The organism is Nocardia sp. NPDC102475, from assembly GCF_055584605.1.
In genome coordinates this window covers 187,604-205,342 of sequence record NZ_JBVJLS010000015.1, presented here as the reverse complement: position 1 = coordinate 205,342, position 17,739 = coordinate 187,604, and the positions used below count along the sequence as shown (strand labels likewise).

Annotated in this window: 16 protein-coding genes and 1 pseudogene; 13 read left to right on the top strand and 4 right to left on the bottom strand. The window is 65.5% G+C overall.

All coding sequences use genetic code 11. From position 1 onward, the window contains the following. The 7 genes from ACZ60G_RS26640 to ACZ60G_RS26610 all read left to right on the top strand — a co-directional run bounded on the left by ACZ60G_RS26640 (nucleotide 1) and on the right by ACZ60G_RS26610 (nucleotide 5,945). A complete protein-coding gene (locus ACZ60G_RS26640; RefSeq protein ID WP_465813322.1) occupies nucleotides 1-453 on the top strand; it encodes a DUF3237 domain-containing protein in 453 nt (150 codons plus the stop codon). Between the two features lie 69 nt (nucleotides 454-522). Continuing rightward, nucleotides 523-1,335, top strand: coding sequence for an ABC transporter ATP-binding protein (locus tag ACZ60G_RS26635; protein WP_465813320.1), 813 nt, complete (start codon nucleotides 523-525; stop codon nucleotides 1,333-1,335). After that, a complete protein-coding gene (locus ACZ60G_RS26630) occupies nucleotides 1,332-2,069 on the top strand; it encodes an ABC transporter permease (RefSeq protein WP_465813318.1) in 738 nt (245 codons plus the stop codon). The genes ACZ60G_RS26635 and ACZ60G_RS26630 overlap by 4 nt, the downstream gene beginning before the upstream one ends. A gap of 30 nt (nucleotides 2,070-2,099) precedes the next feature. Continuing rightward, nucleotides 2,100-3,104, top strand: a complete 1,005-nt coding sequence (locus tag ACZ60G_RS26625) for a DUF1702 family protein (protein ID WP_465813316.1) — start codon at nucleotides 2,100-2,102, stop codon at nucleotides 3,102-3,104. Continuing rightward, nucleotides 3,105-4,733 (top strand): fatty acyl-AMP ligase, encoded by a 1,629-nt coding sequence (locus tag ACZ60G_RS26620; protein ID WP_465813314.1) that lies wholly within the window; start codon nucleotides 3,105-3,107, stop codon nucleotides 4,731-4,733. It abuts the gene before it with no gap. Next, nucleotides 4,730-5,437 carry an LppX_LprAFG lipoprotein gene (locus ACZ60G_RS26615; RefSeq protein ID WP_465813312.1) on the top strand — a complete coding sequence of 236 codons (708 nt, stop codon included), beginning with the start codon at nucleotides 4,730-4,732 and terminating at the stop codon, nucleotides 5,435-5,437. Before ACZ60G_RS26620 ends, ACZ60G_RS26615 begins: the two co-directional genes overlap by 4 nt. A 67-nt stretch (nucleotides 5,438-5,504) precedes the next feature. After that, the gene (locus ACZ60G_RS26610; RefSeq protein WP_465813310.1) at nucleotides 5,505-5,945 is read left to right on the top strand and encodes an SCP2 sterol-binding domain-containing protein; all 441 of its coding nucleotides are present in this window, start codon (nucleotides 5,505-5,507) and stop codon (nucleotides 5,943-5,945) included. A 400-nt stretch (nucleotides 5,946-6,345) separates the two neighbouring features. Here the strand turns inward: ACZ60G_RS26610 and ACZ60G_RS26605 are convergent, their stop codons facing one another. The 3 genes from ACZ60G_RS26605 to ACZ60G_RS26595 all read right to left on the bottom strand — a co-directional run bounded on the left by ACZ60G_RS26605 (nucleotide 6,346) and on the right by ACZ60G_RS26595 (nucleotide 9,275). Further along, nucleotides 6,346-6,558, bottom strand: coding sequence for a YgaP family membrane protein (locus tag ACZ60G_RS26605; protein WP_465813308.1), 213 nt, complete (start codon nucleotides 6,556-6,558; stop codon nucleotides 6,346-6,348). Nucleotides 6,559-6,750: 192 nt separating this feature from the next. After that, on the bottom strand, nucleotides 6,751-7,137 hold the full coding sequence (locus ACZ60G_RS26600; RefSeq protein WP_465813306.1) for a carboxymuconolactone decarboxylase family protein: 387 nt from the start codon (nucleotides 7,135-7,137) through the stop codon (nucleotides 6,751-6,753). A gap of 17 nt (nucleotides 7,138-7,154) precedes the next feature. Then, entirely contained in the window at nucleotides 7,155-9,275 is a 2,121-nt protein-coding gene (locus ACZ60G_RS26595; protein WP_465813305.1) for an MMPL family transporter, read from the bottom strand. 203 nt (nucleotides 9,276-9,478) lie between these two features. Here ACZ60G_RS26595 and ACZ60G_RS26590 point away from each other — a divergent pair, with 203 nt between their 5' ends. Next, entirely contained in the window at nucleotides 9,479-9,739 is a 261-nt protein-coding gene (locus ACZ60G_RS26590; RefSeq protein ID WP_387288058.1) for a metal-sensitive transcriptional regulator, read from the top strand. 658 nt (nucleotides 9,740-10,397) lie between these two features. Here ACZ60G_RS26590 and ACZ60G_RS26585 read toward each other — a convergent pair. Continuing rightward, nucleotides 10,398-11,243, bottom strand: coding sequence for a 3-hydroxybutyryl-CoA dehydrogenase (locus ACZ60G_RS26585; RefSeq protein ID WP_465813303.1), 846 nt, complete (start codon nucleotides 11,241-11,243; stop codon nucleotides 10,398-10,400). A gap of 607 nt (nucleotides 11,244-11,850) precedes the next feature. On the opposite strand from ACZ60G_RS26585, the gene ACZ60G_RS26580 reads away from it, so the two are divergent. From ACZ60G_RS26580 to ACZ60G_RS26560, 5 genes and pseudogenes are all read left to right on the top strand, one after another. Next, nucleotides 11,851-13,212, top strand: coding sequence for an MFS transporter (locus tag ACZ60G_RS26580; RefSeq protein ID WP_465813301.1), 1,362 nt, complete (start codon nucleotides 11,851-11,853; stop codon nucleotides 13,210-13,212). Nucleotides 13,213-13,794: 582 nt separating this feature from the next. Further along, nucleotides 13,795-14,292, top strand: a complete 498-nt coding sequence (locus ACZ60G_RS26575) for a MarR family winged helix-turn-helix transcriptional regulator (protein WP_465813299.1) — start codon at nucleotides 13,795-13,797, stop codon at nucleotides 14,290-14,292. Nucleotides 14,293-14,329: 37 nt separating this feature from the next. Next, a pseudogene (locus ACZ60G_RS26570) lies at nucleotides 14,330-15,841 on the top strand (MFS transporter); the annotation flags it as partial. Between the two features lie 48 nt (nucleotides 15,842-15,889). Further along, the gene (locus ACZ60G_RS26565; RefSeq protein ID WP_465813392.1) at nucleotides 15,890-16,876 is read left to right on the top strand and encodes an MSCRAMM family protein; all 987 of its coding nucleotides are present in this window, start codon (nucleotides 15,890-15,892) and stop codon (nucleotides 16,874-16,876) included. Continuing rightward, entirely contained in the window at nucleotides 16,876-17,697 is an 822-nt protein-coding gene (locus tag ACZ60G_RS26560; protein WP_465813297.1) for a YceI family protein, read from the top strand. Before ACZ60G_RS26565 ends, ACZ60G_RS26560 begins: the two co-directional genes overlap by 1 nt. The last annotated feature ends 42 nt before the right edge of the window (nucleotides 17,698-17,739 follow it).

Below are 17,739 nucleotides of genomic sequence, written 5' to 3'. Positions count from 1 at the left end.
ATGGAATTGAAGTTCGAAGGTGAAGTCACCGCGTCATTGCATCCTCCTCGCATGGTGGGCAATACCCCGCACGGCATTCGCATGTTCATCGAGGTCGGTGAGGGAAAGCTGGAGGGTGAGCGCATCAACGGGCGGGTGCTTCCCGGCGGCGGTGACTGGGTGCTGATCGGCACCGACCAGTGGGCGCGCGCCGATGTGCGCGTGCAATTCGAGACCGACGACGGTGCGATCATCTACGCGCAGTTCGATGGGCTGATCGAGATGACCGACGCCGTGCAGACAGCGTTCGCGGACGGGGTGCCCACCGCATTCGAGGACCAATACTTCCGGGTGCTGCCGCGCCTGGAGACCGGTGATCCCGACTACGAATGGGTCAACCAGGCGCTTTTCGTCGGTGAAGGCCGATTCACCGAAGGCTTCGGTCTGCAATACCGCTTCTACCGGATCACCTGACCCGAACTGACCGCCCCGCACAGGGTCACATCCTTCCTCCCTCTGTCTGAAAGTGAGGTGATCGGCCCGATGAATTCATCGGATGCCAACTCGTCGTCACGTGCGATCGACGTCCGGTCGGTGACTGTGCGCCGGAAGCGGAAAACGATCCTCGACAACATCTCGTTCACCGTCGGCCAAGGCTCGGTGACGGGTTTGCTCGGCCCGAGCGGCTGCGGCAAGACAACACTGATGCGCACCGTCGTCGGCGTGCAGAAGTTCTCGTCGGGCACGATCACCGTGCTCGGTCAGCCGGCCGGGCATCGGCGGCTGCGCCGTGACGTCGGCTACGTGACCCAGTCGCCGTCGATCTACGACGATCTGACCGTTCGGCAGAATGTCCGCTACTTCGGGGTGATGTACGGGACGAAGGCCGAGTCGGTGGATCGGGCCATCGAGGATGTCGGGCTGCTCACCTACCGAGACACGCTCGCCGCCAAGCTTTCCGGCGGACAGCGTGCCCGGGTGTCGCTGGCGTGCGCGCTGATCGCTGCGCCCAAGCTGTTGGTGCTCGACGAGCCGACCGTCGGCCTCGACCCGGTGTTGCGTCGTGACCTGTGGGCCTCCTTTCACAGCCTGGCGAATGGCGGCACGACGTTGTTGGTGTCCAGCCACGTGATGGATGAGGCCGAACGCTGTGATCGGCTGCTGCTCATGCGGGAGGGCAGTGTGCTCGCCGATTCCGACCCCGCGGGCTTGCTGCGGCGAACCGGAGCCGAGACGTTGGAGGGCGCCTTCCTGCGGCTGATCGAGTCCGGCGACGGAGCACGATCGGCCGCCACCGTGAGTCACCTTGCGACTCAGCATGTTTCCGAAGAGACCCGGCCGGAGGTTTCGTTGTGAATGCCCACATGCTGTTGCACACCACCGCGCGTGTGCTCACCCAGATTCGCCACGACCGCCGCACAGTGGGTCTACTGCTCGTGGTGCCGAGCGTGCTGCTCACCTTGCTGCGCTTCGTCTTCAACGGTCGCCCCGACATCTTCGACCAATTGGGATTGATGCTGCTCGGCATCTTCCCGTACGTGTCGATGTTCATGGTCACCAGCGTCGCCATGCTGCGTGAACGCACTACCGGCACGTTGGAACGACTCATGAGCACGCCACTGTCGAAGATGGATCTACTACTCGGCTACGGACTGGCCTTCGCGGTGGTCGCCGTGGTGCAGGCCGCGGTGGCGGCCACGGTCGCCTACCAGTTCCTGGGGCTCGAATCGCAGGGGTCCATCGCGGCAGTGCTGCTGATCGTCATCGCGACGGCCGTGCTCGGCTCATCGACCGGCCTGCTGACCAGTGCGTTCGCGCAGTCGGAGTTCCAGGCGATGCAGTTCATGCCCGCCTTGGTGATCCCGCAGCTGCTGCTCTGCGGTCTGGTCTGGCCACGGGAGCAGATGAGCGGTTTCTTGCAGGGGTTGAGCAACGTCGTGCCGTTGCGCTACGCCGCGCAGGGGCTCACGGAAATCGGCACATACCCACACCCGACCACCACGATGTGGATCGACCTGGCTGTCGTGACAGGGTTCGCCGCGGCCTCCTTGCTCACCGGCGCGGTAACGCTACGCCGACGCAGTTCGTAATCACCACCCGATCGCAGCAGGAGCTTCCACGTGACAGCACTTCGCGTTCTTCGCCGAATACTGCCCGTGCCCACTCGCGCCGACGCGCTGTTCGCACGCCGTGGGTTCCCGACCTCGGCAGCGATAACCAGCACGCTCGAACAGGTTGGGGTACAGGTGATCCGGGGCTTCGAGATGGGCGCAGACATTGCCGACATCGATGACCTCGCAGCGGCTCTCGACCATATCGACCCGTTCTATCGCAGCCTCGCCTACGAAGGGGCGGTGACCGCGCTCGTCACCCGCGACCTCATCGGCTTTCGGCGGCGACACCTGGCCCGGCAATTCGTCGAGGGTCCAGCTGCGCCACACGCCTATATGGCCTATGTCGGCTACGGGCTACTCATGCCGCGCCTGCCGAGGTTCCTGTGGCGACGGTGCACGCCGAACCTCGGCGACGATGCGGTGTTGTCACAGTTGACCTGGCTGGCGGCCGACGGATTCGGTTTCGACGGAGCGTTTTTCCGGACACCGCGATGGGTCGACAGGCAGTGGCGGCCCAAGCCGTACTCATGGGAGGGGGACAGTTCCTACTTCCTGCGCGCCGTCGACCAGGGCGTCGGACGAGCGTTGTACTTCGTCGACGACGCGGACTTGGCGGCGATCGCCGACCGGATCGACCGCATGGATCCACACCGCCGAGCCGACCTGTGGAGCGGTATCGGCGCCGCCATCGCCTATCTCGGCGGAGTCGCGGAGTCCGAGGTACGCACGGCGCAGCGACGTGCCGGGCCCGCCGCCGCGGACATGGCGCAGGGTGCCGCGTTCGCGATCAAGGCCAGAGCACATGCCGGGTACGTACCGGAATGCTCGGTGTCGGCGGCACGAGTGCTCTGTGGTCGCGATGTCGATGCGGTCGTCGCGGTCGTCGACGAGACGAGCACCCAACCGGTCAGTACCGGCGAGCCCGGTTATGAGCAATGGCGACGCCGGTTACGTGAGCGCCTCGCGCCACCGACGCTATTGCCCGCGGTCGATCAACCACGAGGAGCTTAGATGTCGCGCTTTATCGATGACGTACTGTCCAACAGCACCTCCGACCGGGGCTTCTCCTACGGCGAGCCGGACGCACTGCGCCGTCGGACGTGGGCGGAGTTGTTGCGGCACAGTCGATGTGCCGCGCAGTCGCTGACCGAGCATGGTGCGTCGATGGGTTCGCGGGTCGCCATCCTCGCCGGTGAACCCGAGGACGTCGTGGTATCGGTCCTGGCCTGCTGGTTGCTCGGTGCCTCGGCCACCATGCTGCATCAACCGACGCACCGAACCGATCTGACCGTCTGGGCCCGTGACACCCTCAGATCCCTCGATGTCATCGACGCCAAACTGGTGTTGATCGGAACCCCCTTCGACAGCGCGGCGACCATCCTCGCCGAGCACGATGTGCCGAGTGTGTCGATCGCGCGGCTCGGCGCGTCGACACCGTTGGAGCCCGCCGATGTTCCGGATGACACCCTGGCGCTACTTCAGCTGACGTCGGGGTCCACCGGCACCCCGAAAGCCGTCGCCATCACCCACGCCAACCTGTACGCCAGCGGCCACGCCATCGCGCGGAGCGCCGATATCGATCCGGCCGGAGATATCGGGGTGAGCTGGCTTCCGCTGTTCCATGACATGGGCATGGTCGGGTTCGTGGCGACGCCGTTGCAGTTCGGGATCGAGGTTGTGTGCGTGAGTCCGACGCATTTCCTGCGTGCACCGCTGGTATGGATGGATCTCATCACTCGATATCGCGGCACGATGACCGCCGCGCCGAACTTCGCATACGAGATCGCGGCCCGGCGAATGGAGGTGGCTCCGGACGGGGCGTTCGACCTGTCGAGTATGCGGTTCGCGTTGAACGGCGCCGAACCGATCGATGCGACCGCGGTCGCGCGATTCATCGAGGCCGGAGCACGTTTCGGCCTTTCCCCCGGTGCGGTGGTGCCCGCGTACGGCATGGCTGAGGCCACGCTCGCGGTGTCGTTCAGTCCGGTTGGTCTCGGTGTGCGAACCGATGCCGTGCGGCCCGACTCCATCGAGACGGCGGGTTACGCGCAGCCGACCGACGATGCGGACGCCCGGATCTTCGTGACGCTCGGGGCACCGGTGCCCGGTGTCGAGGCACGAGTGCTGGACGACACCGGAGCATCCGTCGCGCCGCGCACGGTCGGCGAGATCTTCATCGCCGGTGCCGCGGTCACCGCTGGTTACTTCACCGAAAACGGTTACAGCTCAGCACGAAACGACCACGGGTGGTTACCGACCGGCGATCTCGGCTACCTCACCGAATCAGGGGAGGTCGTCGTATGTGGGCGCAAGAAGGACACCATCATCGTCGGGGGCCGCAATATTTTCCCCACTGATATCGAGCGCGCCGCCGCGACGGTGGCGGGTGTGCGACGCGGCAACACAGTCGCCGTGCGACTCGAACCCGGGGAAATCCGTGAGGGTTTCGCGGTCGCCGTCGAGTCCGCCGAGTGGAACGACGACGAGCACGTCGCACGCATCCAACGGGAGGTGACCCGCGTCGTCCGCGACAGCGTGGGGGCGACACCACGCTCGGTTGCCGTTGTCAGTCCGGGGTCGATACCGAAGACTCCGTCGGGCAAGGTGCGCCGAACCAACTCCGCCCACCTGATCCGATGATCGGCAGACGCGCCGGTATCGGCATCGCCGTGGCGGCCCTGCTGTTGCTGATCGGCGGCACCGGCTGCACCGCGGATGGCGGTCTGCCGCGACCTGCCCAGTTGCTGCGCAACGCCGCCGCCGCGGCGCGTGCGACGACAAGCGCGCACGTTACCTTGCAACTCAGCGGCGCGCCCCTGAGCGGAGTGAGCGTACGGGCCATGTCGGCCGACGTGGCCCGTGACGGTGACCCGCGAGCGAAAGGGCAGCTCGTGGTGCCGTCGGTGTTCGGTGACACCCGCCTCGATTTCGTCGAGATCGACTCGACCATCTACACCCGCGACGCTTCCGGACGATTCGCGCCCGCGCCGCCACAGCAGAACGGGTCGGCCAATCCGTTGCCAACCACGCTGATCGACCCGCACCGAGGAGTCGCGAACCTACTGTCATCAATGACTTCGGTGCAGACCGAGGCCAGGGAGACCGTCGACAACGTCGATGCGTTCCGCGTCACCGGAATCGTGGCGGCCCACGACATCGCGCAGGTGGTCCCGAACGTCACCACGGACGGCACATTGACGGTGTGGTTCAAGGTGGGGGGTCGACACGAGCCGGTCGCGACAAGGCTGGTGATCGGCCACGGGGACCCCGCATCGCAATCCGTGCTCGATGTGACGGTCAGCGACGTCAACCGACCCGTCCATGTCGCCGATCCGCGCAGCTAGCTCGACACCCGAGAACACCGTGACTCGAACGCGCCGAAGCCATTCGGCGTCCGATGGAGGGAATCCGATGGACGACATCACCGAGATCGACCCCGAGCAAGTCTCGCCGGGGGAGTTCAAGAACCTCATCACCAGTACCTCCGATGAACAGTTGCGCGCAGCGCTGGCCGACCCGGAGTTGCGAAGCACCATGCTCGACACCGTTTTCACGCGCATGCCGGACCGATTGAGTGTCGATGAGGCACGCGGTGTCGATGCCACCGTGCTGTGGCGAGTAGGACAGACTCCCGACGAGTGGTTGGTAACGATTCGCGACGGCGCGTGCACCGTGACGAAGGCGACGGCGGGTGTCAAACCGACAGTGTCGTTGACACTGGGCGATGTGCTGTTCCTACGATTGCTGTCCGGTCAGGCGTCGGGAACGAAATCAATGCTTTCGGGCAAGCTGCGTGTCAAGGGTGACGTACTGTTCGCCAGGCGAGTGGAGAAGCTGTTCAACACCGATTAGCCAGGAGTGTCCGCCATAATCCCCGTCCCACACGGTTGGCGTGGGAGGGCGGCGGCCGAATATCTCGCAGCGGTGGCGAGCTATACGTCGCAGGCGCTGCGCTCCGACGGTGCGGCGTTCCTCGAAACTCTGCGTGAGGCAGCGGCGTTGGATGCAGCCGCCTGGGAAGCCCGCATAGCCCGCTACAGCCGTCGCGGGCACCAGGTCCTGGTGCTCGCCGAGGATCTTTGGCTTCGGTGTCGTTACCGAAAGCCTGGCAAATAAACTCATGGTACGACTATTGCCATCACATCAGTCGGATCGGTCTACCCATTGACGAACTCCGGATAAACGTACCTTTCGGTGGCTGCCCTTCATCCGGAGGTTTTCGCCGCTGTCCCTTCTGCTGTAGCGTGCTCGGCTAGCTGAACGCGCGGCCGGCTGGGAGCCCGAGTTTACGCAGAAGTGCTGCGGCAGGGCAGAATCCGGTGACGCTCGCCTGGAGTTGGTTGGCTCCCGCGAACGCGGTCAGCAGGAGGAACCAGGGCGAGATCAGCACCGCGAGTGTCAAGCCGAGCAGGGTGATGGTGCCTGCGAGGGTGAGCGCAGCGCGGTCGATGTTCATGTGGGGCATGGGTTCACCTACTTTCCGAGGATTCGGTGCAGCCAGCTGCTTCGTTCGGCATCCGGATGGCCTGGACACCATTGATCGGCGGGGACTGTGGCCTTGACCTGGGCGATGTGTTGTCCACAGCCGGACCAGGTGGTTTTGGCGCAGGTTTTGCAGCGGATGGGTCGGCACACGGATGGATCCTCTTCCCTTGAATCAGGCGGGGTTCTCGTCGGCGTCGACGGCCGCGGCGAATTCGGAGAAGGCCTCGTAGGCGCGGGCGCCGTGGATGGTCGCGGGTCCGCCGTGCATCAGGAAGGTGACGCCGATGGCTTCGGCGGCCTCCTGTCGGGTCGCCCCGGCGCGTGCCGCGGCTTGGCCGTGCGAGGCGATGCACCCGTCGCAGCCTTCGACGACGCCGATCGCGAAGGCGATGAGTTCCTTGGTTTTGCGGTCGAGCGCGCCGGGGGCGAACGCGGCCTTGCTCAGTTCGCCGAAGCCTTGGTACACGTCGGGGATGGCCTTGCGCAGGTCGCGGTGCAGTGGAGTCAGTTCGCGGAGCACCTGTTTGCCGTGGCTGCTGGCGTGTTCGGTCGTTGTCATTCGGATTCCTTTCGAATTCAGCCGTGCGAGAAGTGGATGGTGGGCAGGATTCGGCGCAGCCAGGTCGGCGTGGCCCAGGCGGTGCGCCCGGCCAGCCGCAGCATCACCGGCAGCAGGACCAGCCGGACCAGGAAGGCGTCGAGCAGGACAGCGACGCCGAGGATCACGCCCATCTCCTTGGGCGGCAGCGGGCCGGACAGTGCGAAGGTGAAAAACACCGCGACCATGACGCCACCGGCGGCGAAGATGACCCGCCCCGAGTGTGCGACAGCGCCGACCATGGCCTCTCGGGGATCGCCTGAGCGTTCCCAGTGCTCTTTGGCCGAGGCGAGCAGGAACACGGTGTAGTCCATGGCGATCGCGAAGATCATCGCGAAGAAGAACACCGGCGCCCAGGCGTCCAGGAAGCCCTGGTGCTCGAAGCCGAGCATGCCGGAACCGATCCCGTCCTGGAACACCAGCCGGGCGACGCCGAAGGCGGCGGCAGTTGAGAGCAGGCTGGTCAAGGTACCGAGCAGCGAGATCAGTGGTGCCTGCAATGCGAACAGCAGCAGCGCGAAGCCTAGGACGAGCACCACGCCGATCACGATCGGGGTGTAGCGATCCAGTTGCTGCTTCAGGTCGATGTTCTCCACCGCCGCCCCGCCGACCTGTGCGGATGCCGGTAGCTCGGCCCGCAGGCGAGCCACGGTGGCGGTGAGCGTCGGGTCGGACGGGTCGACCGTCGGGACCGCCTCGATCATGCGGTAGTCGCTGCCGTCGGCGGAGGGCACCATCGGCATCACGGCACCGATACCCTTGTCGGCCGCCAGAATTCGGTTCGTGGCCTCGGCATCGTGTGAGCTGGTCACCACTTGCAGCATGCCCGGCGCACCGGGTCCGAAGGCCTGCTGTACCAGCGAGTACCCGACTCGGGCGCTCGCGTTCTCGGGCAGCACCTTGATCGACGGCATCGCCGTCTTCAACCCGACGGCCGGCGCGGCCAGCGCCACCAGCACGATCAACGATCCCAGACCCCACACGAGCGGTCGGCGCCACAGCCGTTCGCCCCAGCGGGCGAAGGCGGGCGACCGGTGCTCACCGGTATGCACCCAGGGCAGCGATAGCTTGTTGATCCGATCTCCCAGCTTGAACAGCACGACCGGCAGCAGGGTCAGGGTCGCGGCGAGGACGAAGACGACCGAGAGCATGATGCCGCCGGCCATCGACCGGAACGACGGCGAGGGCACGAGCATGACCGCCGACAGCGACACCAGGACGGTGGCGCCGGACAGCAGTACCGCCTTTCCGGCGGTTTCCATGGTTTCCGCGACGGCTTCGCGTGGCGACTCGTGCCGGCCCATCAGCGCCGCGCGGAACCGGACCACGAGGAAGAGTGCGTAGTCGATACCGAGCGCGAGTGAGAACATCATCGCGAAGTTCATCGCCCAGATGGATACCGGCACGAAGTGGTTGATCAGCACGAGTGAACCGGCCGAGGCTATCAGCCCGGCGAGGGTCAGCAGCAGGGGGAGACCGGCGGCGACCAGCGCCCCGAACGCCAGCACCAGGATCGCCAAAGTGACCGGCCAGGAGAACATTTCGGATTTCATCATCGCGTCGAGGTTGGCGGCGTTGAAATCCGACCACAACAGTGACGATCCGGTGGGATTCACCTGCACCGTATCGGTCGACAACGCCTGCAACCGGCCCTTCAGATCGGTTGCGGCGCGCACCATTTCGTTGGTATCGGCGCCCGCGCCGGCGAGCACCACTGCCGTGCGATGGTCCGGCGACAGGCTCGCGCCGGGCGTCGGAGCAATCACCTGCGCGATCCGCGAATCGCTTTGGACCACCCGCGTGACCTCGGCGATTACCGCCGGACCGTCACCGCTGTCGAGCGGACCGGCGCTGCTGTGCACCACCACCTGGATCGCGTGACTGGCGTTACCGCCGAAATAGTCCTGCGCCAACTGCCGGACGGCGACCGATTGCGAGCCATCGGCCTGCCAACCTGCGCCCGACAGGCTCTTCTCCACCATGGGCGCGAAGGCGCCCAAGCTGATCACCAGCAGCACCCATGCCGCCGTGACCAGCCTCCGATGGTCGATCGCCCATGTTCCGAGCCGTCCCAGCGGACCGAACCGGCCTGCTGACACGGGCTTTGCACCACGAATTTTCTGCACCGTCTCTACCACGTCTCACCGCCTTCCTGCATATCCCCCCGGGGGGATGTTTCGACCGACGATAGCATCCCCCCGGGGGGATGTACACTGGCGAGTGACAAAGCCGCCGACCGCGGCGGGTTGGATCGGTGCGCACGCCAGGCACAGCCGATCGGCACTACTGAAGGAGAACCGCGATGCAGCTGGAACCCGAGGCCGTGAAGGCGGTGACCCTCCGCATGAAGCGAGCCCACGGACACCTGGCCAGCGTCATTCGCATGCTGGAAGAAGGCGCGGAATGCGAGGACGTCATCACCCAGCTCGCGGCCGTCAACAAGGCCCTCAGCCGCAGCGGCTACGCGCTTGTCGCCACTGGACTCCAGCAGTGCCTCACCACCGGTGGCCCCGACGGCGTCGACACCAAGAAGATGGAAAAGCTCTTCCTCTCCCTGGCCTGAACTGGCGGCAACCGCTTGCGCGCACAGTCGATCTCGTCGATCACCCCTCGTGTTCCGCCCAGGCAGCAACCCGCGTCGTTCACGTGGCGGTGCTGCCGCGGTGATCGGCGTGCCATGTCACGGATGCGGCCCCGAGATCGGCCAGCTCGGCGGGCATGAGTGGTTATGCCGTGGTTTCAACTCGCCACTTACTAATGCTGGCTCGATGCTGCGGGCGGTCGGGTTCGGTGCGCAAAATGGACGGGCACCCCGATCAGACGCCTCAGGTCAATGCGCCGACTGTAGCTGTCGGCGGGTCGCCGACCATCGCCGGAATCTACGGGATATTCAGGTCATGTCGAGGATGCATGGATCATGAGAGAGGCGGTCTACCAGTCTTTTTCGGCAATACGGCGCACGGTTGATCGTGAGGAGGGTTTCCGCGCCATGCGCTGACCGGACCAGCGGCGGTGCTGAGGGCAAACATGATGTCGGAGGGCTGAAGGCTTCGCGGCTTTGTCCGGAGAGCATCGTCGGAACGAGGATCATGTCGCAGGCGGATCACCGAATCTCGCAGCTATCGAAATCGGTGACAGCCGTTGACTTCTCGCCATCGAGCAGCAGATTGTCTCGGTGGTGGCCGCCCGTACCCGTCGCGGGCGGCCGGTTCCGTGACCGATCAGTAGGTGTAGAAGCCGCGGCCGGTTTTGCGGCCCAGGTATCCGGCGTCGACCATGCGGCGCAGCAGCACTGGGGGTGCGTATTGGGGTTCGCCGAATTCGGCGTAGAGGGATTCGGCGACGGCGAGGGTGACATCGAGGCCGACGGTGTCGGTCAGGCGTAGTGGGCCCATGGGGTGGGCGCAGCCGCTGACCATGCCTTCGTCGATGTCCTCGGCGCTGGCGAAACCGGTTTCGAACATGCGGATCGCGTTGCACAGGTAGGGGATCAGCAGGGCGTTGACGATGAAGCCGGCCTGGTCCTTGGATTCGATGGTGCGCTTGCCCAGCACGTCGCGGGCGTAGGCGGTCACCTTGTCGACGATTGCGCGCTCGGTTCTGAGTGTTACGACGATCTCGACCAGCGGCAGTACGGGGACCGGGTTGAAGAAGTGCACACCCACCACCCGGCCCGGGTTGGCGGTGGCGTTGGCCAGGCGGATGACCGGGATCGAGGAGGTGTTGGTGGCAAGGATGGTCTCGGGAGAGACGATGGCATCGAGCTTGGTGAAGAAGTCGACCTTGAGCGATTCGATCTCGGGTGCGGCCTCGATGACCAGCTCGCGGTCGGCGAAATCGTCGATCGAGGTGGTGAGTGTGATGTGGGCGCGGGCCGCGTCGGCGGCGGCTTGTTCGAGGCGGCCGGATTTCACCGCGCGGGCCAGGGACTTCTCGATACGCCCGACGGCTGCGTCGGCCGCCTCGGTGTCGCGTTCGAGAACCAGGACCGACCCGCCTGCGCGGGCGGCTACCTCGGCGATACCGGCACCCATGGTGCCGCCGCCGATCACGCCGATGCGTTCCACTTTTGTTTCTCCTCAGTATTCGGTTTGCTCGCAGTCATCCTGCTAGACCGCGCGCACCCACCGTCGGGCGGGCAGGCACTGTGAGGTCTGATCAGCTGACAGTGAGTTCCCGTGGGCGAGCGAGGGCTTCGGTCGGTGACATCGCCTCGAGGTGGTTGATGGTCGGGCTGCGCGCTGAGTGCGGCGGGTGCGCGGGCAGTGACAACGACCTTCGAGGCGGATTTTGGCGTCGAGTTCGAACATGATGGACTTCATGTACGCCTTTGTCTTCCAACGGCGCCAGCATGAGCTGACCCTGTGGCTCGGTAGCACCCGCTCTGTCTCGGAGACCTTCAGGCGTGCCCGGTGGATCTCTAGTCAACCAGTCGGCAAGATCACCGAGCTCGCTGGGTGCTCAGCGCCTATTATTAATTAGATAGGCTAAGCAGTGTGGCGCGGCAGACCGGAACCCTGTCGGCCCGTGTGGTCACTGCAGAGTTCGTCGCCGGGCTGGCCGCGCACTATCGTTCACACGGGCGCCGCGCCGCATCCGCTTCTCAGGCCCATCCGTAGCAACCGAATGTTGCTTGTCCACCGAACAAGGAGCTGAACAGCAGGAAAGGCAGTCTTGACCGCGACCCGCACCGACGACTACGAGAACACCGGCGTCACCGATTCAGTCCGGCCCGATCTGGTGGACCCGGCATCGGAGCAGCCACATCGCACGGGTGGAATGTTCGCCTCCCTGACCGTCCCCAATTACCGCTATTACTTTGCCGGCCAAGTGGTTTCGAATACCGGCACCTGGATGCAGCGGATCGCCCAGGACTGGCTGGTACTCGGTCTCACCGGCAGCTCGTTCGCCGTCGGAATCACCACTGCCATGCAGTTTCTGCCGATGCTGCTGTTCGGTCTCTACGGCGGCGTCATCGCCGACCGCTTCCCCAAGCGGGGCCTCCTGGTCATCACCCAAGCCACGATGGGACTGCTCGCCGCGATACTCGCCGTCCTGACGCTGACCGGCAGGGTCGAGGTCTGGCACGTGTACCTGCTGGCGCTGCTTCTGGGCATGGTGACCGTGGTCGACAACCCGACGCGGCAGTCGTTCGTCCCGGAAATCGTCGGCCGCCAACGGCTGCGCAACGCTGTCAGCCTCAATTCCGCCAACTTCCAGGCCGCTCGGCTGGTCGGGCCGGCGATCGCCGGTGCCCTGATCGCCGCGGTCGGATCCGGCTGGGCCTTCGTGATCAACGCCTGCTCCTTCGCGGCCGTTATCGGCGGCCTACTGGCGATGCGACGAACAGAGTTGACGCCGGTGCCGCGCTTGCCGAGACGGAAAGGTCAGCTGCGCGAAGGTCTTCGCTACGTGCGTGCGCATCCGCAATTGCTCTGGCCGATCGTGTTGGTGGGCTTCATCGGAACCTTCGGCTACAACTTTCCGACCGTGCTGTCGGGTTACGCCTACCACGTCTTCGATGTCGACGCCGGAAAATACGGCCTGCTCAACACCGCACTGGCCGCGGGATCGCTCGTCGGCGCGCTCCTGGCGAGCCGCCGCGGACGGGTGCGGATGCGGATGCTGGTCGCCACCGCGATCGGTTTCGGAGTGCTGGAGGCGGTCACCGCCTTCGCCCCGGACTACTGGCTTTTCACGGCCATGCTCACGGTGGTCGGTCTACTCGGCCTCACCTTCAACACTTCGGGCAACTCGATGGTGCAGCTCGAGACGGACCCGGCCATGCGGGGCCGGGTGATGTCGCTGTACATGATGGTGTTCACCGGAGGCACCCCGATCGGCGGCCCGATCGTGGGCTGGGTCACCGAACGGTTCGGCCCCCGGTTCGGGTTTTTCGCCTGTGGGGCGGTCTCCGCAGCGGCGGCGGCACTGGTCGGTCTCGTTCTCGCCCGATCCGCTGGCCTGCGGGTGCAGATCTGCGGTGCTCGGCTGTCGCTCGTTGCCCGCGAGGAAGCTGCTTCGCGGCCATTCTGAACGGCACGGCGTCGCGCCCACGGCGTGAACCGAAGCGTCACATCATGACCGCGCGATGCCGTCCGCGATCATGTCGACCTCCGACGCGATCAGCTCCGGCGGTATCGCCCGGCCCAGGTGCGTGGCGTGCAATATCGAGACCCATCCAGAAAACTAGAACCTGTGTCAGGCCGTCGGCGACATGGTCGGCCACCTCCTGCTCTCGTGCGGTCGGTTCCGCAGGGGCCGACAATCCAGGCCAGCGTTTCCATGGCTGTCGCCCCCATGAGCGGGTCTTTCTGCTGCCTTGTCGACTGCGGCAACTGCGTCGCCAGGTGCAGCGCACGGTCACGATCCCCTGACGCCAGGCGTCAAATATCTTCGCCCACAAGGCATATGGCCGCTGGAGGGCTATTCGCCATGGGAGTCGATGATCGCGAGGGCCTTCTCGTGGGATGAGAGAGCGGTTGGGGTGTCTTCCTTCGTGCGGTCAGTGCGGGCGTGTTGCCCCTGCCGACTCGCCGCGCCCAGCTAGTTGCTTAGCGCAAGTAATCGATATATGGTTGCGTAGCACAAACAACTAATCTCATGCTGGGAGTGGGCATGGCAGTGTCACCCGATACGGCTCAGAGCCTGATAAAGGAGCTCTATTTCATGGGTCGGGCGATCCGCGCTGCCCTCTCGCATCCGGAGGAAGGGCACCTGCTGCCAGGGGGAGTGGGCGTGCTGGGCTCCCTCGAGGCCAAGGGGGCGTGCCGGCAGGTGGATCTGGCCGTGGATTTGTGCATCACCCCATCGACGCTGAGCAGGCATGTCGCTGAGCTGGTGAGCTCCGGCGACATTGCCCGCCATGCCGATCCCAGCGACGGCCGGGCCACCCTCATCCAAATCACCGACCAGGGACGCGATCTGCTGCGACGCGTCCGAGTGTCGCGGGCACGGGGATTGCAGGCTGCCCTGGCCGATTGGAGCGAGGACGAGGCCGAGCAGGCCGCCATGGTTGTTCAGAAGCTCAGAAATTCACTGGCCGCGGTTGCGCATCACACCGTGATGGGCGAGCGCGAGCCGGTTTCGACGGAGAGTCAGGAAGTGGATGTCTAATTCAGTCGATGCGCAGACGCGGCGTGATCCGGACGCGATGACCCATCGTCAAATCCTGGAAGCCCTGACCGGGTTGCTGGCCGCGTTGTTCACGGCGCTGCTGAGCACCACGATCGTCTCGACGGCGCTGCCGACGATCATCGGTGATCTGCAGGGGTCGCAGACCGCGTATGCCTGGGTTATCACCACGGCGCTGCTGGCCAATGCCGCGTCCACCCCGATCTGGGGTAAGTTCGCCGATCTGTTCAATAAGAAGCTGCTGGTCCAATCGGCGATCGTCATCTTCGTCGCCGGGTCGATCCTCGCCGGATTCGCCCACACCGTGGCGGTGCTGTTGGCCGCGCGTGTCATCCAGGGTGTCGGTATGGGTGGGTTGACCGCTCTGGTCGTGGCGATCATCGGTTCCATCGTCGCGCCGCGCGAACGCGGCCGGTACTCGGGCTATATGGGTGCGGTGATGGCGGTGTCGATGTCGGGTGGTCCGATCCTCGGTGGCGTCATCGTCGACAGCCCGCTGGGCTGGCGGTGGTGCTTTTTCGTGTGTGTGCCCATCGCGGTGATCGCGCTGGTGCTGTTGCAGGCGACGTTGCGGCTGCCCACCGAGCGCAAGGCGCAGGTGTCGATCGACTGGCTCGGTGCGGGGCTGCTGACCGCCGGTGTTTCGGTGCTGCTGATCTGGGTGTCCTTCGCGGGGAAGGCGAACTACTACGCCTGGATCTCCGCGGAGTCGGCGCTCTATGTCGGTGCGGGTGTGGTGTTGCTGATCGCGACCGTGTGGGTCGAGTCCCGCGCCAAGTCACCGATCATCCCGTTGCCCATCGTCACCGAACGCACCACGGGTCTGGCGATCATCGCCTCGATCGCGGTCGGTGTCGGTATGTTCGGCGCGACCACCTTCCTCGGTCAGTACTTCCAGACCGCGCGCGGCTACTCCCCGACCGTCGCGGGTGTGCTGACCATCCCGCTGGTAGCGGGCATGCTGACCGCGTCGGTCGGCTCCGGCCAGCTGATCACCCGGTTCGGCAAGTGGAAGAGCTTCGTCGTCAGCGGCGGTGCGCTGCTGGTGGTCGGGTTCGGGTTGCTGTCCACGATCGACCACGCGACCAACCTGTGGCTGGTCGGGATCTACATCGCCGTGGTCGGGCTCGGCGTCGGCATGATGATGCAGAACCTGGTGCTGGCCGTGCAGAACACCGTGAGCGTGCACAATATCGGCGCGGCATCGAGCAGCGTCGCCTTCTTCCGCACCTTCGGCGGCGCGATCGGCGTCTCGGTCCTGGGTTCGGTACTGGCAACCCAGGTCAGCGACCTGTCCAAGCAAGGGTTTGCCAAGCTCGGTATACAGACCACCTCATCGGGCAGCGGCAACCTCGATCTCCATGCCCTCCCCGGCCCCATCGCCACCATCGTGCGCGCCGCCTACGGTGACGCGACCGGCCGGATCTTCCTCATCGCCGCCGCCGCGACGGTCGTCGCCCTCATCGCCACCATCCTGCTTCCGAACCGTCCACTGCGCCGCACGATCGACATCGATCCGACCCTCGACCCGACCACGAAAAAGTCTGCGTCGCAAGACGATCCAACCACCGCGGACGACATGGCGGCACTGGATGCCGAACTCGAGGCATTCGCGGAGTCGAGCTGGGACGAAACCCAACCCTGGGAAAGCGCCGAGCGGGAGTTCCCCGAGTCCGAACCGGTGCCGGCCGCGTCGGTCACCGGGCATGCGCCGGTAGAACAGAACGGTCGTGTGTACCGGGTCCTTGCGTCGTCACAGACCGGTCTGTCGACCGGCGGCTCGTCCGAGTCGGACTTGGCCGGTGGGGCGTTGGGCGGTCGTGTCCATCGTGAGGACGGTCATCCGGTGCCGGGTGCGGTGTTGACGTTGATCGATCACGGTGGCCGTCAGGTCGCGCGGGCGAGCACTGCCGCTGATGGCGGGTATGCGATCACCGCGCCGGAGACCGGTGGCTATGTGTTGATCGTGTCGGCGATGGGACACCAGCCGGCCGCGGTCAATGTGTCGGTCGGTCAGCGACCCCAGCGCCTGGATGTGACCTTGGTGGGTTCGGGTGAGTTGTCAGGTGTGGTCCGTTCCGCCGGCCACGGTGTGCCGTTGTCGGGTGCGACCGTCACGTTGACCGATGTGCGTGGTGAGGTGGTCGGAGCGGCTGTCACAGGCGGCGACGGCAGCTACGTGTGTCACGGCGTGGTGTCCGGTGTCTATACCTTGGTCGCGGTCGCCGAGCATATGCGTCCCAGCGCCACCACACTGACGGTGCCGGACAGCGGTGTGTTGCGCCATGACATCGAGCTGGCCGCGATGGCGGTACTTGCCGGATCCGCGTCGACCGACGGCGGCCGGGCGGTGCCCGATGTGCTGGTCAGTGTGCTCGACGCGGCGGGGGAGGTGACCGCGACGGCACGCACCGACGAGAACGGCCGCTATGTCGTGAACGATCTGCACGAAGGGCAGTACACCGTGGTTGCGCGTGGCTATCCGCCGGTGACCGGGCAGGTCACTGTGTCCGGTGGCGAGGTCGCCTACGACGTGCGGCTCGGCTACGAGCCCGAGGATCGCTGATGAGTGGGTTGACCGGTCGTGTGTGCACTGCACAGGGATGGCCGGTACCGGATGCGGTGTTGACGGTGACGGATATGCGGGGTCGCCAGATCGCCCGTGCGTCCGTCGACGAGACCGGGGCGGTGGGCACCGAGTTGTTGCCAGCGGGTGTTCATACCGCGGTGCTCACCGCTGTCGGGTTCGAACCGGTGGCGCGGACCGTGCAGATCTCTGCGGTGGGGACAGGTGTGCTCGGTGAGGTGGTGTTGGTGCCGGTCGTGGGGGCGGTGGCGTCGCCGCCGCCGGGCCCGTGGACGATCGATCCGGTGCATTCGACGGTGATCGCAACCGTGCGTCATCTGGGTATCGCGAGTATCAAGGCCCGATTCGCGGAGGTCAGTGGGCGACTCGATATCGCTGAGCCGTTCGAGCGGTCCACCGGGCACGCGGAGATCAAGGCGGCGGAAATCGATACCGGTATCTCGATGCGTGACGATCACCTGCGTTCCCCGGATTTCTTGGACGTCGACACCTATCCGCTGATCACTTTCACCGGCAGCGGGTTGCGTCGCACCGGTGCTGACACCTGGGTGATGCCGGGCGAGCTGACCCTGCACGGGCAGCGTCGCTCGGTCGATCTCGACGTGACCTACGGTGGGTTCGGAGCGGATCCGTGGGGTGGTGTGCGTGCCGCGTTCCACGCCGAAACACTGTTGCACCGCAATGATTTCGCGATCGACTACAACGCCGTCGTGCGCGCGGGAGTGGCCGCCGTCGGCACCACCGTCAAACTCGACCTCGACATCGAAGTCGTACAAGGCGACCAGCTACCCGCAATGTAGGTAACCGCCTGCCTCCGAAATTTACAATCCGGCATGGCAACA